Annotated in this window: 34 protein-coding genes; 29 read left to right on the top strand and 5 right to left on the bottom strand. The window is 31.2% G+C overall.

Annotated elements, in window-relative coordinates; translation table 11 throughout:
• Window positions 1-29: 29 nt before the first annotated feature.
• The 17 genes from OCV99_RS00600 (at window position 30) to OCV99_RS00680 (ending at window position 12,347) form a co-directional block, all read left to right on the top strand.
• On the top strand, window positions 30-638 hold the full coding sequence (locus OCV99_RS00600; protein ID WP_055056105.1) for a septation protein SpoVG family protein: 609 nt from the start codon (window positions 30-32) through the stop codon (window positions 636-638).
• 78 nt (window positions 639-716) lie between these two features.
• A complete protein-coding gene (locus OCV99_RS00605) occupies window positions 717-956 on the top strand; it encodes a hypothetical protein (protein WP_055056124.1) in 240 nt (79 codons plus the stop codon).
• A 290-nt stretch (window positions 957-1,246) separates the two neighbouring features.
• Complete coding sequence (locus OCV99_RS00610) at window positions 1,247-1,396, top strand: hypothetical protein (RefSeq protein ID WP_155512671.1); 150 nt, start codon at window positions 1,247-1,249, stop codon at window positions 1,394-1,396.
• A 33-nt stretch (window positions 1,397-1,429) separates the two neighbouring features.
• The gene (locus tag OCV99_RS00615; protein WP_155512670.1) at window positions 1,430-1,579 is read left to right on the top strand and encodes a hypothetical protein; all 150 of its coding nucleotides are present in this window, start codon (window positions 1,430-1,432) and stop codon (window positions 1,577-1,579) included.
• Between the two features lie 106 nt (window positions 1,580-1,685).
• Window positions 1,686-2,315, top strand: a complete 630-nt coding sequence (locus OCV99_RS00620; protein ID WP_055221587.1) for an ATP-binding cassette domain-containing protein — start codon at window positions 1,686-1,688, stop codon at window positions 2,313-2,315.
• A gap of 1 nt (window position 2,316) precedes the next feature.
• Window positions 2,317-3,024, top strand: a complete 708-nt coding sequence (locus tag OCV99_RS00625; protein ID WP_055056103.1) for an ABC transporter permease — start codon at window positions 2,317-2,319, stop codon at window positions 3,022-3,024.
• Entirely contained in the window at window positions 3,014-3,946 is a 933-nt protein-coding gene (locus OCV99_RS00630; RefSeq protein WP_055056102.1) for a radical SAM protein, read from the top strand. Before OCV99_RS00625 ends, OCV99_RS00630 begins: the two co-directional genes overlap by 11 nt.
• Window positions 3,933-4,640, top strand: a complete 708-nt coding sequence (locus OCV99_RS00635; RefSeq protein WP_055056101.1) for a zinc metalloprotease — start codon at window positions 3,933-3,935, stop codon at window positions 4,638-4,640. The genes OCV99_RS00630 and OCV99_RS00635 overlap by 14 nt, the downstream gene beginning before the upstream one ends.
• An 11-nt stretch (window positions 4,641-4,651) precedes the next feature.
• Entirely contained in the window at window positions 4,652-5,863 is a 1,212-nt protein-coding gene (gene metK / locus OCV99_RS00640) for a methionine adenosyltransferase (protein WP_055056100.1), read from the top strand.
• Window positions 5,864-5,988: 125 nt separating this feature from the next.
• Window positions 5,989-6,585, top strand: a complete 597-nt coding sequence (locus OCV99_RS00645; RefSeq protein ID WP_055056099.1) for an accessory gene regulator ArgB-like protein — start codon at window positions 5,989-5,991, stop codon at window positions 6,583-6,585.
• Window positions 6,586-6,780: 195 nt separating this feature from the next.
• The gene (locus OCV99_RS00650) at window positions 6,781-7,317 is read left to right on the top strand and encodes a hypothetical protein (protein ID WP_055056098.1); all 537 of its coding nucleotides are present in this window, start codon (window positions 6,781-6,783) and stop codon (window positions 7,315-7,317) included.
• Window positions 7,318-7,369: 52 nt separating this feature from the next.
• The gene (locus OCV99_RS00655) at window positions 7,370-8,089 is read left to right on the top strand and encodes a LytR/AlgR family response regulator transcription factor (RefSeq protein ID WP_055056097.1); all 720 of its coding nucleotides are present in this window, start codon (window positions 7,370-7,372) and stop codon (window positions 8,087-8,089) included.
• On the top strand, window positions 8,086-9,396 hold the full coding sequence (locus tag OCV99_RS00660; RefSeq protein ID WP_055056096.1) for a sensor histidine kinase: 1,311 nt from the start codon (window positions 8,086-8,088) through the stop codon (window positions 9,394-9,396). The genes OCV99_RS00655 and OCV99_RS00660 overlap by 4 nt, the downstream gene beginning before the upstream one ends.
• 246 nt (window positions 9,397-9,642) lie before the next feature.
• Complete coding sequence (locus tag OCV99_RS00665) at window positions 9,643-10,203, top strand: RNA polymerase sigma factor (protein WP_055056095.1); 561 nt, start codon at window positions 9,643-9,645, stop codon at window positions 10,201-10,203.
• A complete protein-coding gene (locus OCV99_RS00670) occupies window positions 10,184-10,927 on the top strand; it encodes a hypothetical protein (protein ID WP_155512669.1) in 744 nt (247 codons plus the stop codon). The genes OCV99_RS00665 and OCV99_RS00670 overlap by 20 nt, the downstream gene beginning before the upstream one ends.
• A gap of 3 nt (window positions 10,928-10,930) precedes the next feature.
• Complete coding sequence (locus tag OCV99_RS00675) at window positions 10,931-11,374, top strand: hypothetical protein (RefSeq protein WP_055056093.1); 444 nt, start codon at window positions 10,931-10,933, stop codon at window positions 11,372-11,374.
• Complete coding sequence (locus OCV99_RS00680) at window positions 11,358-12,347, top strand: alpha/beta hydrolase (protein WP_242856464.1); 990 nt, start codon at window positions 11,358-11,360, stop codon at window positions 12,345-12,347. Before OCV99_RS00675 ends, OCV99_RS00680 begins: the two co-directional genes overlap by 17 nt.
• A 141-nt stretch (window positions 12,348-12,488) precedes the next feature.
• Here the strand turns inward: OCV99_RS00680 and OCV99_RS00685 are convergent, their stop codons facing one another.
• From OCV99_RS00685 to OCV99_RS00700, 4 genes are read right to left on the bottom strand one after another with little or no spacing between them, the layout of a single operon-like run.
• Complete coding sequence (locus OCV99_RS00685) at window positions 12,489-12,632, bottom strand: hypothetical protein (protein ID WP_155512668.1); 144 nt, start codon at window positions 12,630-12,632, stop codon at window positions 12,489-12,491.
• Between the two features lie 14 nt (window positions 12,633-12,646).
• A complete protein-coding gene (locus tag OCV99_RS00690; RefSeq protein WP_055056091.1) occupies window positions 12,647-13,273 on the bottom strand; it encodes an ABC-2 transporter permease in 627 nt (208 codons plus the stop codon).
• Complete coding sequence (locus OCV99_RS00695) at window positions 13,266-14,123, bottom strand: ABC transporter ATP-binding protein (RefSeq protein ID WP_055056090.1); 858 nt, start codon at window positions 14,121-14,123, stop codon at window positions 13,266-13,268. The genes OCV99_RS00690 and OCV99_RS00695 overlap by 8 nt, the downstream gene beginning before the upstream one ends.
• A gap of 1 nt (window position 14,124) precedes the next feature.
• Entirely contained in the window at window positions 14,125-14,526 is a 402-nt protein-coding gene (locus OCV99_RS00700) for a GntR family transcriptional regulator (RefSeq protein WP_055056089.1), read from the bottom strand.
• A 281-nt stretch (window positions 14,527-14,807) separates the two neighbouring features.
• Here OCV99_RS00700 and OCV99_RS00705 point away from each other — a divergent pair, with 281 nt between their 5' ends.
• The 6 genes from OCV99_RS00705 (at window position 14,808) to OCV99_RS00730 (ending at window position 20,371) form a co-directional block, all read left to right on the top strand.
• On the top strand, window positions 14,808-16,472 hold the full coding sequence (locus tag OCV99_RS00705; protein WP_055056088.1) for an ABC transporter ATP-binding protein: 1,665 nt from the start codon (window positions 14,808-14,810) through the stop codon (window positions 16,470-16,472).
• Entirely contained in the window at window positions 16,444-17,934 is a 1,491-nt protein-coding gene (locus tag OCV99_RS00710) for a radical SAM protein (protein WP_055056087.1), read from the top strand. Before OCV99_RS00705 ends, OCV99_RS00710 begins: the two co-directional genes overlap by 29 nt.
• A 464-nt stretch (window positions 17,935-18,398) precedes the next feature.
• The gene (locus OCV99_RS00715; protein WP_055056086.1) at window positions 18,399-19,721 is read left to right on the top strand and encodes a radical SAM protein; all 1,323 of its coding nucleotides are present in this window, start codon (window positions 18,399-18,401) and stop codon (window positions 19,719-19,721) included.
• A 58-nt stretch (window positions 19,722-19,779) separates the two neighbouring features.
• The gene (locus OCV99_RS00720; RefSeq protein WP_155512666.1) at window positions 19,780-19,947 is read left to right on the top strand and encodes a hypothetical protein; all 168 of its coding nucleotides are present in this window, start codon (window positions 19,780-19,782) and stop codon (window positions 19,945-19,947) included.
• A 44-nt stretch (window positions 19,948-19,991) separates the two neighbouring features.
• A complete protein-coding gene (locus OCV99_RS00725) occupies window positions 19,992-20,159 on the top strand; it encodes a hypothetical protein (protein ID WP_155512667.1) in 168 nt (55 codons plus the stop codon).
• A gap of 44 nt (window positions 20,160-20,203) precedes the next feature.
• Window positions 20,204-20,371 (top strand): hypothetical protein, encoded by a 168-nt coding sequence (locus OCV99_RS00730; RefSeq protein ID WP_155512666.1) that lies wholly within the window; start codon window positions 20,204-20,206, stop codon window positions 20,369-20,371.
• A 128-nt stretch (window positions 20,372-20,499) separates the two neighbouring features.
• On the opposite strand, the gene OCV99_RS00735 is transcribed toward OCV99_RS00730, so the two are convergent.
• The gene (locus tag OCV99_RS00735) at window positions 20,500-20,841 is read right to left on the bottom strand and encodes a helix-turn-helix domain-containing protein (protein WP_055056085.1); all 342 of its coding nucleotides are present in this window, start codon (window positions 20,839-20,841) and stop codon (window positions 20,500-20,502) included.
• 126 nt (window positions 20,842-20,967) lie between these two features.
• On the opposite strand from OCV99_RS00735, the gene OCV99_RS00740 reads away from it, so the two are divergent.
• The 6 genes from OCV99_RS00740 (at window position 20,968) to OCV99_RS00760 (ending at window position 25,097) form a co-directional block, all read left to right on the top strand.
• Window positions 20,968-21,330, top strand: a complete 363-nt coding sequence (locus OCV99_RS00740) for a hypothetical protein (RefSeq protein WP_055056084.1) — start codon at window positions 20,968-20,970, stop codon at window positions 21,328-21,330.
• A gap of 379 nt (window positions 21,331-21,709) precedes the next feature.
• Window positions 21,710-21,931: an ATP-binding protein gene (locus tag OCV99_RS18330; protein WP_055056083.1), complete on the top strand. Its 222-nt coding sequence runs from the start codon at window positions 21,710-21,712 to the stop codon at window positions 21,929-21,931.
• Window positions 21,932-22,259: 328 nt separating this feature from the next.
• Complete coding sequence (locus OCV99_RS00745) at window positions 22,260-22,427, top strand: cyclic lactone autoinducer peptide (protein ID WP_081019427.1); 168 nt, start codon at window positions 22,260-22,262, stop codon at window positions 22,425-22,427.
• On the top strand, window positions 22,409-22,963 hold the full coding sequence (locus tag OCV99_RS00750; RefSeq protein WP_055056082.1) for an accessory gene regulator ArgB-like protein: 555 nt from the start codon (window positions 22,409-22,411) through the stop codon (window positions 22,961-22,963). Before OCV99_RS00745 ends, OCV99_RS00750 begins: the two co-directional genes overlap by 19 nt.
• Window positions 22,964-23,068: 105 nt before the next feature.
• A complete protein-coding gene (locus OCV99_RS00755; protein WP_055056081.1) occupies window positions 23,069-23,788 on the top strand; it encodes a LytR/AlgR family response regulator transcription factor in 720 nt (239 codons plus the stop codon).
• A 16-nt stretch (window positions 23,789-23,804) separates the two neighbouring features.
• A complete protein-coding gene (locus tag OCV99_RS00760) occupies window positions 23,805-25,097 on the top strand; it encodes a sensor histidine kinase (RefSeq protein WP_055056080.1) in 1,293 nt (430 codons plus the stop codon).
• Window positions 25,098-25,269: the final 172 nt, after the last annotated feature.

Raw genomic sequence — 25,269 nt, forward strand, 5'->3', positions numbered from 1 at the left:
AAAAATAGAGTAGAAAAGGAGATCACAATATGGAATATAATATCAGAGTATATAAACCGGAATTGAAACAGGAAGAAGGAAAAATCAATAACCTGAAAGGATTTGCTACCATTACCTTTGATGAGGCCTTCTGTGTGAAAAGCCTTGCAATTAAAGAGTCCTCGAAAGGAAATCTGTATCTCGATATGCCCCGTTACAGAGATTATGAAACAGGGGAGTATGTTCCTTTTTTCCGGTTTACGGATAAGGAATTTCAAAAGGAAGTGTTGGATACCGTAAGGGAAGCCTATGAGAATATGACAGAAACGAAAACAGACTGTAAGGGCTGTTGGGGAGAGGAAGAGCTGTATTACAATCTGAGTGTAAATCCGGTACAGGGAAGCGATACATTTAAGGCAGATGTAGCCATTCGTCTGCAGGACGTATTGGCAATCCAGCAGCTTCATGTGATCCAGGCATGGAACGGAAAAACTTTTGTAGGTATGCCTCAGAAAAATTCTGCAAAAGGAGAGAGGGAGGATATTGCCCATGCAGTCAATGCAGAATTTAAGGCAGATCTGGAAAGTGCAATCATGGACGAATACAATAAAAAGATGGAATATGCCAAAAGCCAGAAACAGCAGCGAAGAGGGAGATAGGAGCGATTCATAAAAAGACTGGTATTTTTGGAACAATAATGGTAGAATGAAGGAAATATCAGCATGGGAGGAAACAGTATGCCAAGACGTAAAAAAGTAGAAAATCTTTCTCTTGAAGAAATGCTTATGAAGACAGAGCAGGAGATTAAAACAACAGAGGCAGAATTAAAAGAACTGCGTTTGAAAGCAAAAGAACTTAGGAAGAAGATTGAAGATAAACAGAAAGATGAAATCTTTAGCGCCTTACTTGCTTCCGGAAAAACAGTGGAAGAGGTCATGACATATTTAAAATCCGGTAATGAAGAAAAAGCGGAATAAAATAAAGGAAAATGCCGTTACGGGTGATAAACCTGTAGCGGCATTTTTTGTGGTCATAAAAATAATATTTGGTGGACAAAAATAACTATTATTTGTATTGAGTGCTATACTACAAAACATCTAATACATATGGATTAGGAATAAACACAGGGAGGTAAGAAATACATCAATGGTTTCAGAGAAAACAAGAAGTCCCACAAAAATATATTAAGCAAAAGGGAATAGAAATTTTGAAAACACTGTAAAGTGTAAAAAATAGTTAGTGAAAAGAAGAAAGGTTGGGTATAAAAATGAAAATTAACGATTTTAAAGAAAACAATGAAAATAAAAAGGAAGTTATGGAGAAAAAGATGGAAGCCTTAAAGCTGGAAAATATCAATAGTATGTGGTATTTCATTGTTGCAACTCTTAAGGCAGTTGTTGGTAGTAAGGGACACTAATAAAAAAATTGATTTAAAATGGAGGAATTAGAGATGAAAATTAATGAATTTAAAGAAAATAACGAAACAAAAAAAGAGGTTATGGATCAGAAAATGGAGGCCTTAAAACTGGAAAATATTAACAGCATGTGGTACTTCATTGTCGCTACCCTTAAAGCTGTCGTTGGTAGTAAAGGACACTAAATATAAAAAGACGAGAGATTTGTAGACTTATCATATTTTATGAGAAATAGGTGTTTATAGAATGCTTCATATATTTTATAAACACCTATTTGGAAAGGATACTGCAATGAAACTGATTAATTATAGTTTGAAAGTAGGGAAAAAAAAGCTACTTGAAAATGTAAACATTTCATTTGATAAGAAATATATAAACCATATTTTAGGAAGCAATGGCGCTGGAAAATCAAGTTTTGCTAAAACATGTGTAGGAATGTTAGAATTTGAGGGAAAAATTGAAGAAAATCAGGAGGCAATTCTTATTGGAAGCAGTAGTAATATTCCGGCAGAGTTTACTCTTGATGATGTGATAAAATTATTAAAAAAGAAATTTGAAGCACAGAAAATTATGGGTTTATATGACCTGTTAAAATTAAATAAAGTATCTAAAAACTTGCAAATCAAGAAGATGAGTGATGGTCAGAAGCAAAAAATAAAATTATTGGCGTTTTTATCAGCAGACCCTAAAGTGATTATATTAGATGAATTTACAAATGCTTTGGATAAAAATAGTTCTATAGATTTGTATGAATTCCTTATGGAATATAAGAAAACTCATGAAGCGGTTATTATCAATATTACACATAATTTATCTGATTTAGAATATATGGAAGGGAAATACTATTATATTAACAATCTGGAAATTACAGAAATTGCTTCTAAAGACGAGATTGTAGCTATGTATATAAGGGGGGAATAATATGGAAATAAGAAAAAATATAAAAAATCACTTTTTTTTATTTTATTTACTTACTGTAGCAATCTGTTTTGTTCTAGGATATGTACTACTTGTAAGTCTGGATAAGATTTCCAATCCGACAATTAGTGAGCTATACGTTAGCATTTATACGGTAATCACACAGTTTGGAATGCTTATTTTTCCAGTATTGATTATTCAGTCTTTTGTATCAGATTACAAAAATAAAAATATCCTATTTTATAAACTTATGGGATACAATTGGCTTCGCTATTTTTTGACAAAAATTGTGGTGATATTAGCTTGGATGAGTATTATTGTTTTTGGTGGAGTTATAGGTATAAGTATTGTGTATCAGGATTTCTCTTATACTTTGGCAACTTTGTTCTACTTCGAAAGTGCAATTATTTATGAAATATTATTGGCAAGTATGTGGGGATTTTTGTTTAAAAGTGTTATTGGAGCCTATGTAGTAAATTTTGCTTTTTGGTTATTTTCAATGGTGGCTTCGATTGCTAACCCCAAATTGAGCTTTTTGGTTAGGTATGACGCTTCAAATCCTGTTTTCATAAAGTTTAACCAGTACTTTAATACACGAAATAGCGATTATTTGATGATTCAAGAAAATATTTTATATTCAATAGCATTATTTGCTACTGTATTATGTATAATTTTTATTTTTAGAAGGAGATGGGAAAAAAATGGAATTTAAAGGATGTGGAATTTTATTAACTGAAAATTGTAATGCAAGATGTAAAATGTGTTGTGACTCAAGAGGGCTTGTAAGAGGTAAAACTCTTACAATAGAGGAATTAGATTTGATTCTAAAAAATATTAAGGAATGTCCGTCTATAGATCTCATTGGTGTGACTGGCGGTGAACCTATGCTATATCCTGATTTGGTAGAGCATATAATTAATTTTGATTATGGTAGAAAAGTTGGAATTACAATTAAAACTAATGGATTCTGGGGAAAGGACATCAATAAGGCAAGAAATTTTATTGAAAGAAATAAATCTAAGATAAAAATGATTTCCTTTAGTTATGATCAATTTCATAAGGAATTTATTGATTTGCAGAATATCTTAAATATTGTAGATATTGCAAATGATTTAGAGGTAAGTACGGAAATTGTTGGTTGCTTCTTAAAAGATGGTATTCAGCCAGGTGATATTATCAATGAGATGGGGGAACATGCCTTTAAGACAAATTATGCATATCAACCAGTTATTAATACCGGATCAGCAGAGATATTTTCTGATTCCCAGTTTATAAAAGTTATTGATTTGAAGAAACATGAAGCGCGCTGTATTGGACTTTTAGATCGAACATTATTGATTAATGCAAAGTTAGAAGTATATCCATGTTGCTCACAAGTCGTAGAAAATACGCTTTTATTAATGGGAAATTTACATGAAGAGAGCTTGAGTGCAATCATTCAGTCTATAGATTATAATAAGGTTTTACATAAAATCTATACAGAAGGTTTTACACCATTTTTGGAATTATTAAAGAAAAAGAATATAGAATATCCGCAGAGTTTGACTTCTCCGTGTGAGCTATGTGGATTTTTATTTAAAGATGATTGGTTTTTAAGATTGCTGAAGGAAGAAGGATATTTTGAAAATATTTAAATATGAAGAATATACCATAGCTCAGGACAGTAAAAGAGATTTTACGATTGTAGAAAAAAATAATAATTTCTTTAAATTGGATAATGCAACATTTGATTCACTGTTCGGAAAGGAAAAACTGGAGTTCGTAAAAAATGATAAAGATAATATACTATATATGATGGGAATGATTTTCATGATTCTTCTGACATTATATTTATATTTTAGAACTACAACGTATTCTATTATAGATGTAAATTTTCTTCCAGCAACTTTAGTTTTAATAATAAATATATTTATTCATGAACTTGGACATGTATTATTTTTGAAAAAATTTTATCCTAAAAGTCGAGTCAAAATAGGGTTTAAATTTATGTTTATTTGGCCTGCATTTTATGTAGATACTTCATATAGCTATATGGTTTCTAAATACAAAAGGATTGCAATTTATCTGGCTGGAAATTTTATGAATTGTATTTATGTATTGCTTGTACTATTATTTTTTCCAAAACAGCTACCGTATTGTTATTTGGTGATTTCTAATGTGCTGGTGAATTTCATTCCAATAGTAAAAAGTGATGGATATTATGCAGTTGTTACATTATTCAATAAAACAAATATAAAAAAAGACAAAGTAGCTACCACATTAGAAGATGCTATTAGAGGTATAATTATGTTTGGCGTTTTAGGGATTTTTTCATGGTTATCACAATAGGGAGGAAAAATATGGAAAAGATATTATTTACATCAGAATCAGTTACCGAGGGACATCCAGATAAAATTTGTGATGCAATTTCCGATGCGATATTAGATGCACTGATTGAAAAAGATCCAATGAGTCGTGTTGCCTGCGAAACCAGTATAACTACAGGATTAGTATTAGTTATGGGGGAGATAACAACGCAAGCATATATTGATATTCCTCAGATTGTTAGAGAAACCCTTCGTAACATTGGATACACAAGGGGAAAATATGGATTTGATGCTGATACCTGTGGAGTTATTACATGTATTGATGAGCAGTCTAAGGATATTGCACAGGGGGTAAATGAAGCATTAGAAGTAAAAGAGCAGAATGAGTGCGAAAATGCAAAAAGTATGTTAGGTGCCGGTGATCAGGGGATGATGTTCGGTTATGCAACGAATGAAACAGATGAATTTATGCCGTATGCTATTTCGTTGGCTCATAAATTAGCTAGACAGCTTGCGAAAGTCCGCAAAAATGGAACTCTTGCTTATCTTAGACCAGATGGGAAAACGCAGGTTACAGTAGAGTATAATGAGCAAGGGAAACCTGTACGATTAGAAGCGGTGGTTTTGTCTACACAGCACGATCCTGAAATATCTCAGGAACAGATACAAAAAGACATTAAACATTATGTCTTCGATTGTGTTTTACCTCAGAGAATGGTAGATTCTGAAACCAAATTTTACGTAAATCCTACGGGACGTTTTGTAATTGGTGGACCGCATGGTGATAGTGGTTTAACAGGGCGGAAAATTATTGTGGACACATATGGAGGATATGCTCATCATGGCGGCGGAGCTTTTTCTGGAAAGGATTGTACAAAAGTAGATAGGTCAGCAGCATATGCAGCTCGTTATATTGCTAAAAATATTGTAGCGGCAGATTTGGCACATAAATGTGAAATTCAACTTTCATATGCAATTGGTGTAGCAAAGCCAATCTCAATAGGAATTAATACATTTGGAACAGGTGAATTGCCAGAGGATATGTTAATTCATATTATAAGAGATAATTTTGACTTGAGTCCTACTGGTATTATAAAAATGCTTGATTTAAGACAGCCTATATATAAGCAGGTGTCAGCATATGGACATTTTGGAAGATTAGATTTAGATTTACCATGGGAAAGATTAGATAAGGTAGAGGATTTAAAAAAATATAAGAATGATACAGAAAAAGGCACTGATTAGTGCCTTTTGTTATGCGCTGGAGAAGACGAAAAAGAATTCATGGACAAAAATCCCTGAATTTATGGACATAATAAGAAAAAAGCAAAAGGTTTTGCTATAATTCATGACATAGGGAGGGATTAAAAGTGTTAAATAAAGTGTCCAGTAAACTTGCAAAAAGAATAGCAGATGGCTCGGAAAGGAGAAAAGAAGCTGTTTATACTTATGGCATAGAAATTATTTTGTCAACAATGATTGGAATAAGTTCAATATTGATTGTGTCAGGTTTATTACACGAATTTAAATTAGGTGTAATATTCCTATTGGTGTTTGCACCATTGAGAGTATTTACGGGTGGATATCATGCAGTTACATATTTTAGATGCTTTTTGATTAGTAACATTTCGTATTTATTTTTATTACTTTTTAACAATATAATTTATACAAAGCTTCCATTAGAAATATGGTTGATTTTGCTAGTATTAAGTAGTTACTATATTGCTATCCATGCACCGGTGGTTAATGAAAATCAGCCTATTGGTGAAAATAAAAAAAGTCGGTGTAAGATTATGGCTAGGAATATTTTGAACATAAATGTCTTTGCTGCATTATTTTTATCAGTAGTAGATAAAGAGATCATGGGTATGATGGTATTAAGTATTTGTTTGGTAGCAGTATTTATGCTGATTACTGATAAACCTAAATTTTTATTGTATACAAAGAAAGGAGTTATAGGACTATGAAATTTCTTGCTATGTGTATAGAAGCTTGTGCAATATGGGGAGCAAATTGTGCATCTGTTTGTCTTTCATATCAGCCTAAATTACCGGAATGTCTGAAATAAGGTAAAGTTAATACATGTATATAAATAAAAGATGCCAGAGTGTTGATATTCCGGCATCTTTTATGCTAAATGAAGTATATAGGGAGGAATAGAAATGCAGATAAGAGAGAATGGAGTATATATTGAAGCAATTAAATTAGCAGCAGGAAGTGTACAATATAAAGATATATCCGTAAAAGATACATTTATTGATGCTGTTTTTCAGTTGTATCAATACTATCAAAACACAGAAAATATTAAGTATTTAGAAACTTCAATTTTGCATATACAGGCTTATTTAGAAATGGGATTTCCGTATGAAGAAGGGAAAGATGTTTTTGACCTTGTTTTAAAAGAGTTAGGAACTACAAGAGAGTTAAAATTCCCCCAAAAATTTTACTTTGCAAAAAAGGTAAAATTGAATAAAACTCAGGTACGATCTATGATAAAAAAGTGGCCAGCATCTCCGCATCAAGAAATGAAAATAGATGAGGTAGTAGCAGATATTATAACAAAAGTAAAGCAACATGAAACAGGGATTTATTATTATAAATGCGCAGTAACAAAAGACATGTATGAATTGGTAATAAATGAAAAAGAAATGTTTTTCCATGATTTAAGGAGAGGAATTTTTTATACATTTATGATTTAACAAATCACTAGAATCTGCTATAATAAAGTGATTGCTCATAAGGAGGCGTATCATGATTTACATTGCTATATGTGATGATAACGAAAAAACAGTAGAAATATTAAAGAAAAAAGTAATGGAATTTTTAAAAAAGAGTAACGAATTTGCAGACATAACGGTTTATACTCAGAGTGAGAATTTACAATATGATATTCAGGAAGGGAAATATTATGATCTAATCCTTAGTGACATTGAAATGCCTAATATAGACGGTATGAATTTAGCTGCATATGTTAAAAGGTATTTACCGGAAGTGCTAATCATATTTATTACATCACATTTAAAATATGCCGTAGATGCATTTGAATTGTCAATCTTTAGATATATACCCAAAAACTCAATAGGCTCTAGGTTACCACAGGCGTTGAAGGATGCTATCAATATGATAAAGATACAGACAGATGAATTTTATGCAATAAAAACACCAACTAGAGTAGAAAAAATACCTTATCATAAGATTTTGTATATTCAAAGAGAAGGAAAAAATTCTGTAATAACATTATTAGATAATTCAGTGACCAAGGTAAGAAAGAGTCTTACACAGGTGTTTAAAGAATTTCGATCTGATGATTTTGTATATGTTGATCGTGGGGATATTGTTAATCTAGCCCATATTATGGGAATAAAAGATGGAATTGTAGAACTGAAGAATGGAATTCGTTTGCCAGCAAGCCAGGCAAAACTGGAACAAATAAAAACGAAGTTAAGTGACTTCTGGAGTGAACAGATATGAATATTGTATATAATGGAATTGAAATTTTAGCAAGTTCTGTTGAAGTATTTGTATTATATAAAATATATAGTATTTTGTTATATAAGCAACGAGGAAAGCAAAACTTTATATTAGATAGAGAATTAGCAATAATAGGAACTGTATTAATACAAATTTGCAATCATGTATCAATATTTTCTTATTTTACGATTATATTATTTGTATTATATATGAGTATTACCGCTAAAATTATCTACAGGAGAAAGTATATAGAACTATTTTCAATCGCAAGTTTTTATGTATTATGTTTAAGCTGTTTCGACTTTTTGATTTTTACTCTTGTATCGATTTTTTATGGTGGCTATGATACATTTACCGCGCTAGTTTCTACAAGAGGAATTTTACGTGTAGTAATGATTTGTGTTATAAAGTTTTTATGGATACTGCTGTATTTTATGATAAAGAAATATTTATATTCTTTTTCATTGAAGAAGAACTATGTATATACAATTTTAATTATATCCTGTGCGGGATTTTTGGGATTTGTATACTTAGTTAATCAAACATTTAAGGCATTTAATTATACAATGGCAGGTGTGTGGTTTGTATTTATAGCTCTTTGGTCATTACTTTTTTTTACAGTTTATTTTGTAATAGAAAGCAAAGAAGAAAAAATGAAATTAGATTTTGCAGAAATGCGAAATGAACTGCTCGAAGAAAATTATAAAACTATTAATGAAATTTATACAGGTAATGCAAAGCTATACCATGATTTAAATAACCATTTGAATGTATTATATCAGCTTTTAGATGAAGAAAAAACGTTGGAGGCAAAGAATTATATTACAGAAATAAGTCGCCCAATAATGCAATTATCGAAAACTACTTGGACAGGAATAGACGTTGTTGACGTAGTGATTAATAGTAAATTGGGAAAAATGAAGGAAAAAGGAATTACCTGTAATGTGAATGTGGAATTCCCGCAGAATACCAATATTAAACCACATGATATGTGCACAATATTGGCAAACTTATTGGATAATGCGATTGAAGCTTCTGAAAAATTGAAAATACCTGGAAATATTTCGTTGACTATACGCCGGATTAATCACTTTTTACTTATAAAGGTTTCTAATGCGTGTGAAGAAAATAAAGAGTCATTTGCACATTTTCCTTCAACAACAAAGAAAAATAGAGAATTTCATGGTTGGGGACTTCCGAGTGTAAAAGATGCAGTTGAAAAATATAATGGTACACTAAAGTGCATAAATGAGGAAAAACAATTCATAGTAAAAATTATGTTGTTTTTTGAAAAAAATACAAATTAAAATAGCCAAAGTGGGAAATTACAATCTTATTTTTATGTTTTGATGGAAAAACGTAGTAAATGAAATTAAAGACATTTAATTATATTAAAAAAGAATAGTAGGACACTTATAATCGGTGATATAGAGAATAAGAAAAGAATGTTGCAAAAGCGATATTCTTTTTTTTATTCAATATTTTGAAATAGAACGAAACCAAACTCCAATCCTTTCCGTATTGATAAAAAACAGACAGATGGGATTTGGACAATGGATGAAATTATTTTAATGAGAAAACTGAAGAGGAAAGATGAATGGGCATTGGGAAAAATCATTGATTTATATAGTTCCTATATCACATATATCGTCTGGGAATTACTGCATAAAAAAGGTACCAAGGAAGATATAGAGGAGGTGGTTGCAGATACTTTTATTTCCCTATGGCTGACAGCAGAAAGGATTAATTATAAAAAGTACAGCAGTGTCAAATCGTATCTGGGAATGATTGCAAGAAATAAGGCGAAAGATTGGTTAAGAGCTTATCGTGGAGAAATTCTGGAACTTAATGATGATATTCTTTTGATTGATGGTGATGTAGAGCACTTGATTTTACAGAAAGAGCAACAGTTGATCATTGGAAGAACATTGGAGAAATTAAGAGAGACGGATAGAAAAATTTTTATTATGTATTATTATCGGTATAAAAAAATAGAAGAGATTGCAGAAACATTAAAAATGAATCCTCAAACAGTAAAGACCCGTCTGCGGAGAGGAAGAGAAACTCTGAAAAGGATTCTTCTGGAGGAGGGATATGATGCCAGTGAAGTTTAAAATAAGTGAAATGTTTGATAATTCCTGTGAGCTATTTGAAAATGAAATGCAACATAAAAATATTGAAAGTGAGAAGCGAATAAAAGAAATTGTTTTTCTTGAGATAGGTCACACCAAAGCCAAAAGAAATCGCAGGAGATATATAGCTGTTTTGGCAGCGGCAATGGGAATTGGAGGAATCACTGTTGGGGCACATGAAGTTTTAAAATCTGCAGGTGAAATCAAAAATAATGAGGAAGTGGTTTTAGAAAATCAGAACGGACTTGCTTTATATGAAAAGGAAAACAGCGGAGCTATACAAATGGAAGTGGAAACGGACATCATTTTACCAGAAAATTTATATAAAGATGGAATTCCTATTGCAAAATATATTATGGAATTAAAAACAGAGCGTAACGGATCAGTGCCAGAGTGTTATTTGGATAACGGAACCATGATTGTTCTTATAGATTTTGATGGAGATACTTGGAATATGAAAACAGGGGATACTTTTATATTAGATTTCATACAGTCTGATAGTGATGAGAGAGGTAAAGCAAGAACATTGGAGATTGGATATATTTTTAATGGAGAGGTGATAGATGAGAAGGTTATATCAGAAACAGAAAATAAGATAATCCTGGATATTCCTAAATCAGGACAATATGGTGTATATTTAAAAAATGTATCTAGTGACAGAGTGACGATTTCGCAAGGAATATTGACTGTAGAAAGGGGAAAGTGAAAGATGAAAAAAACAAGAATATTTTTTGGAATGTTAGGGCTTATTTGCTTGGTTGCTATGCCAGTTTCAGCAGCCGATAATGTAAGAAATATAACAACTTATAGTATTTGTAGAGAAGATTTATATAAAGATCAGATAGAGGATAGAATGGTACTACAGCAAATTAGTATTGAAAGTGGGAAAACGGTATCCTTTTATGACTCCAATGGCTCTATGTTTTATGTGAGTGGAGGTACTACTGTTACTTTTCGGGTAAACTTGAATGTATCTTCCTCTGTAAAGATGGGGTATATCAATCAGAATGGAAGTAGAACTCAAAAGTATAGCGGTTCAGGAACTTCTCATAAAACATCATTTACAATACCGTCTAGTGGATATTATAGATTCTATGTAACCAATAGTGGATCTAAAACAGTAAAAGTAACGGGAGGTGAAATTAGTTTCTAAAATTATGAGAAGGAAAATATTTAAAATAATAAAGTGGTTGGCTATTGTAATTCTGATTCTATGCTGCATGGGGATCACATGGAACTATTTTTGTAAAAAGAGAGAAATACCAAAGATACAAGCAGCTTATGGCAATGCAGTTAAAGTCAATGGGAAAAAGATGACTGTGGAAATTGCTGGTTTGCAAGCAGAAGAATCCCCCGTTATTGTGTTACTCCCAGGACTGGGATCTCCTTCTCCGGTATTAGAGTTTAGACCGTTAGCTGAGAAATTAGGAAAGACATATAAAGTGATTACAGTGGAGCCTTTTGGCTATGGACTGTCTGATCCCGCAGATACAGAGAGAAGCATAGAGAATATCGTAGAGGAATTACATGCCTGTTTAGAGGAGATTGGAGTTCACCGATATTATCTGATGGCTCATTCTATTAGCGGATTGTATTCCCTGTATTATGCTAATACTTATCCAGAGGAAGTTCGTGGTTTTATAGGGATAGATTCTTCTGTACCAAAGCAAAATGAGAATGAACCCTTTGATACAACAAAATTAAATCTTCTGATGGCCTATTTAAGTAAAACAAAAAATGTGTTGGGAATTAGCCGGATATTTTCAATTGGAAATCCGGAAAAGGCTATCTATGCAGACCAGAATTATTCTTATTCACAGGAAGACTTAGAAGTTTTTCGGATACTTTCCCTTGATAACTCTTATAATAAGACTGTAATGAATGAATTAAAGCAGGTAGAAAAGAATCTGGAGATAGTACAAGATATGAAATTTCCAGAAGAAGTTCCAGTGCTAAATTTTGTTTCAGAAGATAATTGTGAAATTTTTCCAGAATGGGAGAAACTGCATAGAAGTGTGTTGAGCGATAATCAGGAAAATAGATTGGTAATGTTAAAGGGGGGACATTATCTGCATTTTGAGCAGAAGGAAAGAATAAATTATTATGTAGTTAAATTTATAAACTAGACAGAAAATGTCGGTACAGGTGATAGTAAAACCTGTACCGGCATTTTTATTTACAGAAAGGTTACTATTGAGTAGGTACGGACTATCTACTATTTACGTATGAGAAACAGAATAGTCTATTTAAGGTTTAGCACAGCTAATTTATAAAAGAAGCTGCATGATAGGAATTAAGGTTTCTGAATCAATTTCATCGTCAAGATTATTTTCAAACTTACTACTAGAGGTATTTTCCTCGTTGGTATTATTTGAGGATTCTTTAGTAGTGTTTTTTGAATTATTACACATAGGTTTTTCCTCCGTTAATTTTTTTTGTGTGCATTAATATAAAAAGACAGAGCTATACATATTGATAAAATAAAAATTGAAATACCAGTTAATATTAAAAGATGAAAGTAATTAAAATATAAAAAGTGAGAAGCCCTTTCACTAAAAATATTCACAAAAAACATAAGCGCAAAAGCAGGTATAAGCCTAAACCAAACAGCAAATTGTTGATTACGAATGTTTTCTATTTTATAGTATATGACATACTGAACACTACATAATGAAAGACATGTAATGGCAATAATAAATATTATTTTATAATAGCCCATTGAATCATCTATAGAATATTTTCGGCCCGCATAATAAAAAATAATGAAACTTAGTAATGTCGAAAGGAATATATTTATAAAAAGATAACAGTAGCGTGCTAACACCTTTTTCTTTGTAGAAACAGGAAGCATATTATAAAAACAGGATTTATAATATGAGGAAACGTTAAAAGGAACTGTTGAAAAAATAAAAGTCATCATAAAAAGTATTCCTATTGAAAAAGTTGGCATTGCTTTAAAAACTCCTAAATACACTGAGAAAAGTATTGCACATAATATTATAATAATTTGTGATGAAATAAGTCGATAGTCCAATTTGATTAATTTATTCACAATATGTATCCTCCTTTGAGTGATATAATAATATTTGTTCAAGTGTAGGTCTTTTAAAAGACAGGTTATTTGGAAGAAAATCTATATTATCAGAGCGAACTAGTCCTTCCAAATAATTGTCTTTTTGTATGAAACTAACACATTTTTTTTTGAAAAAATCTTGGTGTTGAATTGAACCGGTGATAAGAATGAAATTATCAAGTAGTTCATCATTTGTCCCCATTAATGTGCATTTCCCATCTAAAATCATATATATATAATCAGCTATGTTATCTAATTCTGATAAAATATGGGTGGAAAATAAGACACTGTGTTCGCCATCTTTTATATAGTCCTTTAATATTTGTAAAATTTCTGTTCTAACAACAGGATCTAAACCATTTGTGGCTTCATCTAAAATAAGAATTTCTGGTTTTCTGCTTAAAACGCAAGCAAACATCAGGCGGACTTTCATACCTTTAGAGAAGGTGCCTACGTTCTGGTTACATGGTAATTTCCACAAACTAATATACTCATCAAACGATAATGGGTCAAAAGTCGGATAGAAGTCTTTAAGTATTTTCTTTATTGTATGGATTTTAAAGAAATCTGGAAAATAAAAATCATCAGCAATATAACCGATTGAGTTTCTATAATCCTTTTCTGAATCAGAAAGCTTTTTTCCATTAATATATATAGTGCCAGAATCCGGTAAATATTGATCGGTGATTAGTTTTATGGTAGTTGTTTTTCCAGAACCATTAGGACCTATATATCCTATAATGTAACCTTTAGGCAATTCGAAGTTTATATTATCTAAATAGAAGTTATTAAATGTTTTTGATACATTATTTAGTTTTAAAATACACATATTATTCCTCCTTTTTTGTTTGTAATTCGTTATTGTATATTTTAGAAAAGTCCTCTATTAGTTCATTATATTCTATATCAATATATTGTGCATTGCGAATAGCCAATCTGAGATATTGGTAAATATTATTTTTGTAATAATACTGTATTTCTTTATTTTCCCTGCTACATGTTATGAACCCTTTTCCAGGTAAAGAAGTAATGAAGCCTTCTATTTGTAACTTATTATAAGCATTAGTTACTGTAATAACGCTAATGTCTAAATCTTTTGATAATTGGCGAATAGAAGGAAGAGGAGTATTGGAAGGGATTTTCTCTAAAACAATTTGCTCACGAATCTGTTCCACAATTTGCATGTAAATTGGAAGTTCGGAAGAATTGCTTATTAGTATGGTAAAGTCCATTTTGTGTTCACCTCCTTTGCGAAATATCTGTATATATATAATTATATACGGTTAATAAAAATGTGTCAAGATATAAATAAATATATAGAATGATGAAATATTGTATTATCTTTAAAATTGTATTGCATGTTTGATTAAAATTGGGAATGAAGTAAGATAAAACTTTGTCATTCAATCACAAAAATGGTATATCATGCATTTTGTCTTGTATTAAAATCCATTTTTTGTAAAATATGTTTAACAAACAAATAAATTGTTTAGACGAAAGGAGAGATATGATCATGAGTGCTTTAAAATTTGTAGGGAAGCACATGAAAAGGCATAAAGGGAAAATAATAATTAGCCTTGTGCTATCAATAGTCATATCATTGGTTTCTAGTTTGGGACCCTATATCATGAAATTGATTGTTGACGTTGGTATTCCAGAGGGGAGAATAGAGTATATTCTGATATTATCAAGTATGGCTGTTGCTGTATATTTTTTATACTCTATGGGAAATTTTTTACTATCATATATTTTTACATTACTGAGTGAAACAGTGAATCTTGATATTAAAAAAGAAATTTATAATAAATTGATGTATTATCCGCTTTCATTTTTTGGAAATAAGGAAAAGGGATATATATTGGCAAGAACTAATGAGATCAATTCGATAAAACCACTTTTTTCAAGTACTACATGTAAACTGGGTTTAAGTATTATAGAATTCGTGATTGCATCGGTCTTTTTATTTTCTATAAATACTAGTTTTACTATATGCATTTATCTGTTTTTGCCGATTTATTTTCTTCTAATAAAAATGATGATGAATAAAACCAGATATATAGTCGGAAAGAATATGGAGGAAGTAGCCACTGCAAATGGAACAATACAGCAAGTTCTTTCAGGAATTGAACAGGTAAAAATTTCCAATAAAGAAAAAACAGAGTCGCAGAAAATAAATAATTTGAATGAGCGAATAAGTAAATTATCAACAAAACAGAGCGTATTGCTTAATCTTACATCGGAATCAATAATGTTGATTTGCAATATTATTTCTGTCCTTGTACTAGTTATATCAGCTATTCACATTTCAAAAAACAATATGACAATGGGAGATTATTTTGCTTTTTCAGGATATTTGCCAAAACTATTAGCACCTGTTCAAGCGTTGGCTTCATCACTAATCAGTATTCAGCCAGCTATAGCTTCTTTGAAAAGACTAGTACAGTATTTCTCAGAAAAGATAGAGGTAGAGAACGATCTTCCATATCTGAATATAAGTAATGGACAAATAGTCTTTGAAAATATGTCCTTTAAATACGAAGAAGACAGTAAAATGATAATAAATAAGTTGTCTGTAAAGATTCCTGGGAAAAGTAAAGTACTTATTAAAGGGAGAAATGGAAGCGGAAAAACTACGTTACTTAAATTAATCATGGGATTATATACAAATTATACAGGATACATATATATTGACAATAAAGATATAAAGAATTACAGAAAAGCCAGTATTCGTAATCAAATTAGTATAGTATCTCAAAATATTTTTTTATTTTCAGGAACAGTTAAAGAAAATATTTTATATAGTGTGGATAACTTTACTGATTATGAGTTAGTTGAGGCATTAAAGGATAGTGGCTTGGCTGAAGCCTTTAGAAAAGGTCAATTAAATCTTGAAAGTAATGTAGGGGAAAATGGGATGTTACTATCAGGAGGACAAAGACAAATGATAGCAATTGCTAGGGCGATAATGAAGAAATCTAAAATATTGATATTTGATGAAGCTACATCAAATTTAGATTCAAAAAAGACTGATGATTTATATAAAATGATTCATGAAAAATTTAAAGAAAGTACATGTATTATAGTTTCGCATGATTATATAGATGGAATTCGATTTGATAAAATAATTAACTTAGATAAGGAGAATAAAAATGAAAAAACGAATGACACTGACATTTAAATCAAAAAAAGGAAACGAATATTTATATGATGATTCCACAGGCCTTATTTTACCATGGAGTAAGGAAGATGAAAAAATTTTGAAACAATTGCTAGAAGGTAATAAGACAGAAGATATACTAAAAGATGGTGATGTACACGAAAGTAAAGTGCATTATTTATCCTACTTGTTGGATCAAACTGGAGCCTTTTTGGAAGAGTGTGATATTCGCGTGAAATATCCAGGAGAAGAGGAAATTGTTGACTTTATCGGTAGTAATTTAGCAAGACAATTGATTTTATCAGTAACAGATGATTGTAATTTAAGATGTAAATATTGCATTTATTCAGACGCATATCATTTGACAAAAGATAAAAGTTGTAAGTATATGACAGAGGAAACTGCTAAACGTGCTATTGATTACTTTTTTGAGCTGATTTCACCTCAATTAAGACGTAATCCAAGAAAGAAAATAGGAATCACTTTTTATGGTGGTGAACCTCTTATGAATATGAAAACAATTAAGTACGCTGTGAGATATATTAACCAATTTTATAAAGAAAATGTTTATTATATGCTTACAACAAATGGATTGTTACTGAATGATGCGAATATAAAATTCCTAGCAGAAAACGAAATTGGTTTAGCTATAAGTATTGATGGTCCACAAAAAGAACATGATCGGTTAAGAGTTAAAATTGATGGAAGTGGAAGCTTTGAACAAATTGCAAATAATATTAAAAAGCTGAGTGAAGCATATCCTTATTATTTTCGTACAAGGGTAAATGCGGTTTGCGTTTTTGATCCTAAAACAGATATTGAAAAAGTTGAAGAATTTTACGAAGAGTTGGAAAAAACATATAACATTCCTAGAGCCATATTTGTGAATAAAGTTTCCGATAATGAAACAAATTATTATGATCAATTTTCAGATACCGATAATCAAAAATATGATGATAGAATAAAAAATTTAATGCGTAAATTTCATGAAAAGAAAGTAGCAGATAAAGAAATAAGTTCGTATTTGTCAGCTATAGCAGGTGGGGGACCAATGTCTGTAATAGTTAGGCGGAGAATTGATGAAATTCAAGGACATTGTATTAAGAGCAGTGGAGCATGTATTCCGGGACAGAAAATATGTGTTAATTCATCAGGAATATTTGATATATGTGAAAGAGTTAATGGACATAATTCTATAGGAAATGTTGAACAAGGGATTGACGGAAAAGCAGTTTTAAAAATTATGAAAGAATATAATGAGGTTGCTTTAGAAGACTGTTCTAATTGTCCGATTAAAAAGCTTTGTGGATATTGCTATTTGAATTTTGAAACAGAAAATGGATTTAAAAAGAATAAAGCTGGGTGTGCATTTCATCGTAATGTTGTAAAAACAAATTTATCACGATACGTTTCAATTTATGAAGAAAACCCAAATTGCAGATATTTTCTAGATACAGATACTGCAGAATTAGAAAATAATTAAATGTAATTCAAAGATATAGGAGCTGGAAACAACAAAGAAATGAAATGTAACAGGAAAACGTCCACCGAAAAGTGCTGTTGCAGGAAAGAAGTCAGTAATACAACAAACAAAGAATGAGCCAGTAGTCGGCAGGAATATTTTCCAGAGGGCGTGACCCTGTTTAGGAGCTGAGCTGACACCCTGGTTATGGACAGGCGGGACGAGAGAAGTTAGGACTCGGCATAGACTGATGATCCTGGTAGACATGGGAGGTTCGCTACCGTAGATGGATGGGTATACACAAGGCCATGTAGAACGAAAGACCAAGACGTTTTACTTCGTGTACCCAAAATCCTCTATTTTCGTACCAGATACAGAGAAATGTCCATTCCTATGGCTCCTTCTTCTGAGATATTAATTGATGAAAGATTAAAAAATCCTTGATTTTCAAGGAAAAAGACTTGACTATATAGGGAGGATAATATATGTTTTTCAGATTAAATGCATTTGCATTTTTGGTTGCAGGAGAAAAAGATTATAGTATTTATGATATGAAAAATAACTTTATCTATATGCTTAATCGCGAAGCAGGAATGCTTATTAAAAGGTTAGAAAATAATGTGGACCTGGATACCTTAAAAGAATATGAAAAGCACAAGAATGTGTGTATGGACTTTCTTGGGATGTTGGCTCAAAAAGGACTTGGAGATTTTTTTGAAAATGAAGTTCATATAGAAAAGTTTCGCTTTAATGCACCAATTCAGAAAAAAGGTATGCTTGAACCAGTTCCACAATATGTAAAATGTTATTTAGAGATTAGCAATGAGTGTAATTTGAAATGCTCTTTTTGTGGAAAATCAAAATATATAAATTGGCTGGGATGCCAGAGCTGTTTTAGAAATCAAAATCATCAAGAGGCTAGTATTAAATACGACAAATTAGTAAGTGAACTTGAAGAGATTGGTGTAAAAGAATTGATTTTAGGTGGAAGAGAGCCATTTTGCAAATCAGAAGTTATTTACAAACTTATAGAACAGTGCAAAAAAAACAGTAGAATAAATTTGATAATTACTACGCCTGGAAGTGTTGAAGCAAATGAAATATTAAAAGTTTCCAGTTTATATGAAAAAATAAAATTAAACATTGTTGTTTTTGCCACACGTAGATTTTCTGAGTTTTTGAGTGAAGAAATGCAGGAGTTTATACGAAAACAAGAAAAACTATTCAGCGTACTACACAAGAATAATATACCGTATTCCGTTACTTTACAGATATATGACAAAAATCGGAATTATGCAGAGGCTATTATTAGGGATATTAAAACAGAATTGGGTATAACTCCTATGATAGCTGATATTGTGGACATGGAAAAAAGAGAAAAATTGACACATATTGGAATGAATCAAAAGATGTTATCTCAGTATAGAAATCCGCGAGAATTTTATTTGAGAAAAAGTTATAATCCATGCTTATACGGTGTTTTTTCTATTGATTTATTTGGAAATGTGAATCCGTGTCCGGGAATACATAAAGCATTAGGAAATATAACCGACAATACACTGCATGAAATTCTAAGTAAAGATGACCTTTATTCTTATTGGACTTATTCAAAAGATAAAGTTGTGTATTGCAAGAATTGTTCTATGAGATATTTTTGTTCTGACTGTAGTGTGTTTGAATTAGCGTCTCACGAAAGTTCAAATGTACATAATATGTTTTGTCCGGCAAATATTGAAGAAAAAGCTAGTGATATCTCAAATGTGGAATTCGTTGGTTGGAACAAAGAGTATTTGAGCCTCGACTATTAAACGATTATAATGCTATTTTATAGCTTTATAATAAATAAACGAAAGGAGGAAATGTGATATGGGAGAAGTAATGCCAGTAGATAACTGTTCAGGTACATTGTGCTCAGGATCATGCGCAGCAGGATGTGCAGCAGGATGTCTGGTTGGTGGAGGTAGTACAATTGCCTTCGGAACGCTAGGTGGAACAGCAGGCGGAGCATTAACCGCAAATGCAAATGGTGCTTAATAAGAAAGACTGATTTTGAGTAAAACGAAAGGAGGAAATGCGATATGGGAGAAGTAATGCCAGTAGATAACTGTTCAGGTACATTGTGTTCAGGAACATGCGCAGCAGGATGTGCAGCAGGATGTCTGGTTGGTGGAGGTAGTACAATTGCCTTCGGAACGCTGGGTGGAACAGCAGGCGGAGCATTAACCGCAAATGCAAATGGTGCTTAATAAGAAAGACTGATTTTGAGTAAAACGAAAGGAGAAAATGCGATATGGGAGAAGTAATGCCAGTAGATAACTGTTCAGGCACATTGTGTTCAGGATCATGCGCAGCAGGATGTGCAGCAGGATGTCTGGTTGGTGGAGGTAGTACAATTGCCTTCGGAACGCTGGGTGGAACAGCAGGTGGAGCATTAACTGCGAATGCAAATGGTGCTTGATTATTTTATAAGTAAATTGTTTTAGGGTGTTGCAGAATGCAACACCCTTTTTGTATGTTGAATACGGTTTTGATACATGAAAATCTAGCACATAAGGGGTAGATCGAGGTATAATCCTGCTGAGTATTTCATACAGTTTTAGTATCTATATTATAAGATTCTATGATTTTATTGAGTATTAAGAGGAGATATTCTTTCTTTTCTTCTGGGCATTTATTAATGCTTTGTAAAAAAATACGATCATTAATAGAAGGACCTGTGCCGAACAGAATATATTCGGTTGAAAGGTTTAGAGATTCTGAAAATAAAAAAAGTTTTTCAATTGAAAATCCCCGAAGACCAAATTCAATATCACTGAGAAACTTTGAAGTAATACCCATTATTTCGGAAAGCTGTTCTCTACTCATGTTGAGTTCCTCGCGATGTTTTCTAATCCGTTCACCAATTGCTCTTTTATCAGGTTTTTGCATACAGTATCACCTCCTATGTTTCATATCATTATATTTTATGCTTCCGTGTTCAGAAATAATCTTTAAGCGTTGAATAATAGAACTTAAAGTTGTATATTGATATAAAATGGAAAAGGAGAAGATGTGATGGAATATCAATGTATTGAATGGAGTCAACTTTTAGAGAAAAAAATAAAAGAAAAATGTCCATTATGTATTATAGAGTGGTTTTATGATAAAAATAATTTACAAGGACAGAAAAAGTCTATAGCAAGAGTTGAAATATACTTAATTCAAGTAATTCATGACTTATATTTTTATGGTAAAGTGTTTCATTTTTATATACGAATTCATAAATATAAAGATTGGTATGTTGTACGAATATTTACAAAAAAGAGTTTGTCGCAAAAATTAATAAATAAAATAAATAAGAAATTGAGAAAAAATAAAATCACTATGGTTAATGTTGTATATCATAATCAATATACAGTAATAAAAATGATTTGCTGAGTATTCTGGTGTCCGTGTCTTTACTATTCATGCAGAGAAAACGGAAATTCCTTTTTTGGGAAAACCAATTATCGTGAGATTCTCAGGCTATCAAGCCTAAATTTCAGTCAACAGAATATTGTTGAGCGCTGCGGTGTTTCTAAGAAAACGATTAATTGTGTGCTATAGTGTACTAAAAAATTATCTATATCATAACTATTGGATGCAAATAGTACCGATGCTGTGCTTGTCGAGAAATATCCGGAGCCCTTGTTAGAAGCAGTATGTAAAAGATATTATTCTATATAACATCACTGAGTTATAAAGTTATTAAAAACATTCGTGTAACTAGTTTGCTAACCTAAAATTAAAAGAAGTTCCATTAAAAGATAGGTTTGGTATGCTGGTATATATCGAATTTATTACTGGTACAAACACAGATTGTAGTAAAACGTATATGATCTATGCTTTTGACGTAGAAGCCTATAAACATTATTGCAACACCAAATATGTCTGTCGTTCAGAACTGCTTATTGATCTGGAAATAGCAAGGACAGCAGGTAGCTATATTAAAATCTTGGAAAAATATGTCAATCTATTGATACTGATATCGGATGAATGATTCCTACGGAAGCTTACTGAATTAAGAATAAAAGGATCTCTTGGCTCTGTTCCATTGGAAATGTAAGAAATCTATCAGGATTTTCTACTCTCAGTGTGAGTTCGAAGAATCTAGAAACAACTTGGCGGTGATGTTAGCCTCTGGCAGATACAAACACACCTATCATATCAGCATCACAAGTATAAATGACTTCTAAAGGTTATATAAGAACCTAATCGTAGTTTAACCTGATAATTCGTAGTTTGTCCATTGCTATTGCATTTAAGATAAAAGAAAAATATAATCTTATATGTAATAATATAATAGACACGAAACGGAGGAAGGATCAATGAATGTAAAAAGAGGTATCGCTGAATTTATTGCAAAGATGTCATATAAGGAGGCTGAAAGAAGTGCAAATACAACTTGTGTATTTTTTCATGGGCAGCCTAAAATGCCTCAATGCGTACATAAATTGAGAAAAGAAAAAAATAAAAGATGGTTGAGAGAGTTGTAAAAATACTCATTAAAAACAATATTATACATCAGCAAGATTCAGAATTATACCAATATGGATTGACGTTGTTAATAAAAAAAATATTTCATATAGTTACAATCTTATTATTGGGAACGATTTGCAAAAAATTCATATGTACAGCAGTGTTCTTGGTGGCATATGCCGGTATACGAAAGTATGCCGGCGGATATCATGCAAAAAGTTCGAAAGGATGCTATGCTTGTACAGGGATTGTTACTTCGTTTTCCATACTTCTTTTTTATATTCTTGAATATGTAGAATTATTCGTGATATATATTATTTTAGGTATTTGTGCAGGGGCTATTAGTACTTTTTCTCCACAAGAAACTTCAAATAGACCGTTAAGTCGAGAGGAATTGACAATATATAAGAAAAAAACAATAAAAACTTTAATTATAGAAGGGATAATTTGTCTGTTATCCCTATTTTTTAAGGAAATTATAAATGGAATTATATGTGCTTGGGTTATAGAAACAATTATGTTACTGATTGGGAAAGGAAGACAAAAAACATAAGTGATTTTCTAGATATTATTTATTAAAAATAGTGAAAAATCCTCTTTTTTTAGGTATGATATAAAATTATAAATATACTTGCGTTGGATAACGGAGGTGATACAAATGATAAAAGTAGCTATTTGTGATGATGATAAACAGATATGCAGCAAACTGATTGCTATAGTGAAAGAATATTTTGCCGATATCGGAAGACCTGTGTGGGTGGCTGAATTTACAAGTGGTTTAAAATTATTAAAGGCAAATATTCGTTTTGATGTCATATTTTTAGATATAGATATGCCAGGGCTTAATGGAATAGAAACTGCAAAGAAGTTAAGAAACTGGGATGTAAATAGTAAAATTGTTTATGTAACAAATTACAGTAAATATGCAAGTTGTGCTTATAAAGTACATGCATTTGATTATGTTGAAAAACCAGTGCGAGAAAATAGAATCTTTAACGTTCTAAAAGAAGTTATACATTACTTAGATAATTCAATAGAAAAACAGAAATTTGCATTTACAACAGAAAAAGGAGTTTTGACATTAGAATTAGATGATATATATTATTTTGAGTATATGTCAAGGCGAGTTTTGATTAATACATCACAGGGTGAGTACATAGCTACGTACAGTTTGAAAGAATTGTATGAAAAATTTAATAAATATAATTTTGAATCGCCACATAAGAGCTTTATCATAAACATGCTACACATTAAACGCATCAAAGGGTTTGATATACTTATGGAAAACGGAGGTACTATCCCATTGGCACAGAAACGTGCAGTAGGATTTAAAGCAAAGTTTAATGATTTCTTGCAATCAACATTTGATAAAATTTAAATGGGAGGTGTTTGACGTGCTTCGGCTTATAGGGGTTATGTGTTCCTGTATAGTAACTGGATATGTCTTTTTTGATGTTATGGAATCTTTATATGAAAGAAAATTTAGTTATAATAAACTAACATTTACAGGAATATATGTCATATATGTGATTTTGAGTGTCGGAATAGCATGGTTTGGAATTCCGATATTAAATGTTTTGTTTTCAACACTTTTGTTATACGGATTAAGCAAAAGTTTGTATATAGCACATGATAAAAGTATATTAATTAATTCTGGAATAATAATTATCTATTTGGCAATTGCGGATATAGTGGTAACAGTTATTTTCTCCACAGTGTTACAAAGTAGTACATATAATACTATAACCAATCCTAAATATTTTTTGGTATCAGGTATAGGAAATGCAGTTATTATTTTATGCACATATAAGTTAGTAATACAAATTTTGCAACACTGTCAAATAAATACTATTTCAAGAATTTTACATTTCTATATGATTTTTCTTATGGTTTTTGAATTTAGTATTTTAGGTTATTTCGTCAAACACGAAATAGGGAAAAAAAATAATATAGAATTATTAATTGTAAGTTTTGGGGTGGTAATTCTTGATGCGGGAATTCTTTATTTGTATAAGATGTTATCCAAAAAGGCTACAATGGAAAAAAGAGCAGAATTAGTTGAACAACAATTAGAGATGACGCAGAGGTATTATGAAGGTCTACAAGATAATTATGAACAAATGCAGCAGATACTACATGATACCAAAAAACATATACAAGTTTTGAGTGAACTGACTGGAAACGATAAAACAGATTACGAAAAGGAATTGATTAGTAATATTACAGAAATTCAACCACAATTTTATTGTAGCGATAAAATAGTTTGTGCAATCATATGGAACAAAATGCAGATATGTGAACAGAGAAGAATTGAATTTGAAGTAAATATGCAAGATATTACTTTTGATTTTATGGATAAAACAGATATTACAGCTTTATTTGCTAATTTGTTAGATAATGCTGTAGAAGCGTGCGAAGAAAGCAGTATTCAATGTAAAAAAATCATTTTACGTATCCATAGATTTAAAGAATATATTGTTATAAAGGTGTGTAATACAATAGGTACAAAACCTAAAATTAAAGAAGGGAAGTTGGTTTCAACTAAAAATGGGCATCTCGGTATGGGCATGATGATTTTAGAAAACCTAGCAAATAAATATTGTGGCAATATGGACTATGAATATTCAGATACATATTTTGAAACAAATTTAATTTTATCAGTATACAATGGAATGTGTGAGCGATAGTGTATTAGAATACTCACAATAGGAAATTTGGAACAATGGGTAGGGCACATTATGCTTTGCCCATTGTTTGTATCTAAATAACAAAAAATGTATTATTTGGGATAACGTATAAAGTATCAAGAAAATTGTTAATAGCATAAAATAGTATGATCCAATTTAGTAGACGCTAATG

This window comes from Dorea acetigenes (genome assembly GCF_025567385.1).
Lineage (GTDB): Bacteria > Bacillota > Clostridia > Lachnospirales > Lachnospiraceae > Claveliimonas > Claveliimonas acetigenes.

Bases quoted from the DNA above. Each gene is read 5' to 3' on its own strand.
- OCV99_RS00695 (WP_055056090.1), bottom strand. From the start codon at position 14,123: ATGTGTATTTTAAAACTAAATAATGTATCAAAAACATTTAATAACTTC.
- metK (WP_055056100.1), top strand. From the start codon at position 4,652: ATGGAAAAGATATTATTTACATCAGAATCAGTTACCGAGGGACATCCA.
- OCV99_RS18330 (WP_055056083.1), top strand. From the start codon at position 21,710: ATGCTGGTATATATCGAATTTATTACTGGTACAAACACAGATTGTAGT.
- OCV99_RS00630 (WP_055056102.1), top strand. From the start codon at position 3,014: ATGGAATTTAAAGGATGTGGAATTTTATTAACTGAAAATTGTAATGCA.
- OCV99_RS00700 (WP_055056089.1), bottom strand. From the start codon at position 14,526: ATGGACTTTACCATACTAATAAGCAATTCTTCCGAACTTCCAATTTAC.
- OCV99_RS00715 (WP_055056086.1), top strand. From the start codon at position 18,399: ATGTTTTTCAGATTAAATGCATTTGCATTTTTGGTTGCAGGAGAAAAA.
- OCV99_RS00710 (WP_055056087.1), top strand. From the start codon at position 16,444: ATGAAAAAACGAATGACACTGACATTTAAATCAAAAAAAGGAAACGAA.
- OCV99_RS00605 (WP_055056124.1), top strand. From the start codon at position 717: ATGCCAAGACGTAAAAAAGTAGAAAATCTTTCTCTTGAAGAAATGCTT.
- OCV99_RS00685 (WP_155512668.1), bottom strand. From the start codon at position 12,632: ATGTGTAATAATTCAAAAAACACTACTAAAGAATCCTCAAATAATACC.
- OCV99_RS00755 (WP_055056081.1), top strand. From the start codon at position 23,069: ATGATAAAAGTAGCTATTTGTGATGATGATAAACAGATATGCAGCAAA.
- OCV99_RS00660 (WP_055056096.1), top strand. From the start codon at position 8,086: ATGAATATTGTATATAATGGAATTGAAATTTTAGCAAGTTCTGTTGAA.
- OCV99_RS00620 (WP_055221587.1), top strand. From the start codon at position 1,686: ATGAAACTGATTAATTATAGTTTGAAAGTAGGGAAAAAAAAGCTACTT.
- OCV99_RS00720 (WP_155512666.1), top strand. From the start codon at position 19,780: ATGGGAGAAGTAATGCCAGTAGATAACTGTTCAGGTACATTGTGCTCA.
- OCV99_RS00730 (WP_155512666.1), top strand. From the start codon at position 20,204: ATGGGAGAAGTAATGCCAGTAGATAACTGTTCAGGCACATTGTGTTCA.
- OCV99_RS00665 (WP_055056095.1), top strand. From the start codon at position 9,643: ATGGATGAAATTATTTTAATGAGAAAACTGAAGAGGAAAGATGAATGG.
- OCV99_RS00725 (WP_155512667.1), top strand. From the start codon at position 19,992: ATGGGAGAAGTAATGCCAGTAGATAACTGTTCAGGTACATTGTGTTCA.
- OCV99_RS00600 (WP_055056105.1), top strand. From the start codon at position 30: ATGGAATATAATATCAGAGTATATAAACCGGAATTGAAACAGGAAGAA.
- OCV99_RS00650 (WP_055056098.1), top strand. From the start codon at position 6,781: ATGCAGATAAGAGAGAATGGAGTATATATTGAAGCAATTAAATTAGCA.
- OCV99_RS00670 (WP_155512669.1), top strand. From the start codon at position 10,184: ATGATGCCAGTGAAGTTTAAAATAAGTGAAATGTTTGATAATTCCTGT.
- OCV99_RS00655 (WP_055056097.1), top strand. From the start codon at position 7,370: ATGATTTACATTGCTATATGTGATGATAACGAAAAAACAGTAGAAATA.
- OCV99_RS00610 (WP_155512671.1), top strand. From the start codon at position 1,247: ATGAAAATTAACGATTTTAAAGAAAACAATGAAAATAAAAAGGAAGTT.
- OCV99_RS00745 (WP_081019427.1), top strand. From the start codon at position 22,260: ATGAATGTAAAAAGAGGTATCGCTGAATTTATTGCAAAGATGTCATAT.
- OCV99_RS00750 (WP_055056082.1), top strand. From the start codon at position 22,409: ATGGTTGAGAGAGTTGTAAAAATACTCATTAAAAACAATATTATACAT.
- OCV99_RS00735 (WP_055056085.1), bottom strand. From the start codon at position 20,841: ATGCAAAAACCTGATAAAAGAGCAATTGGTGAACGGATTAGAAAACAT.
- OCV99_RS00740 (WP_055056084.1), top strand. From the start codon at position 20,968: ATGGAATATCAATGTATTGAATGGAGTCAACTTTTAGAGAAAAAAATA.
- OCV99_RS00615 (WP_155512670.1), top strand. From the start codon at position 1,430: ATGAAAATTAATGAATTTAAAGAAAATAACGAAACAAAAAAAGAGGTT.
- OCV99_RS00705 (WP_055056088.1), top strand. From the start codon at position 14,808: ATGAGTGCTTTAAAATTTGTAGGGAAGCACATGAAAAGGCATAAAGGG.
- OCV99_RS00675 (WP_055056093.1), top strand. From the start codon at position 10,931: ATGAAAAAAACAAGAATATTTTTTGGAATGTTAGGGCTTATTTGCTTG.
- OCV99_RS00625 (WP_055056103.1), top strand. From the start codon at position 2,317: ATGGAAATAAGAAAAAATATAAAAAATCACTTTTTTTTATTTTATTTA.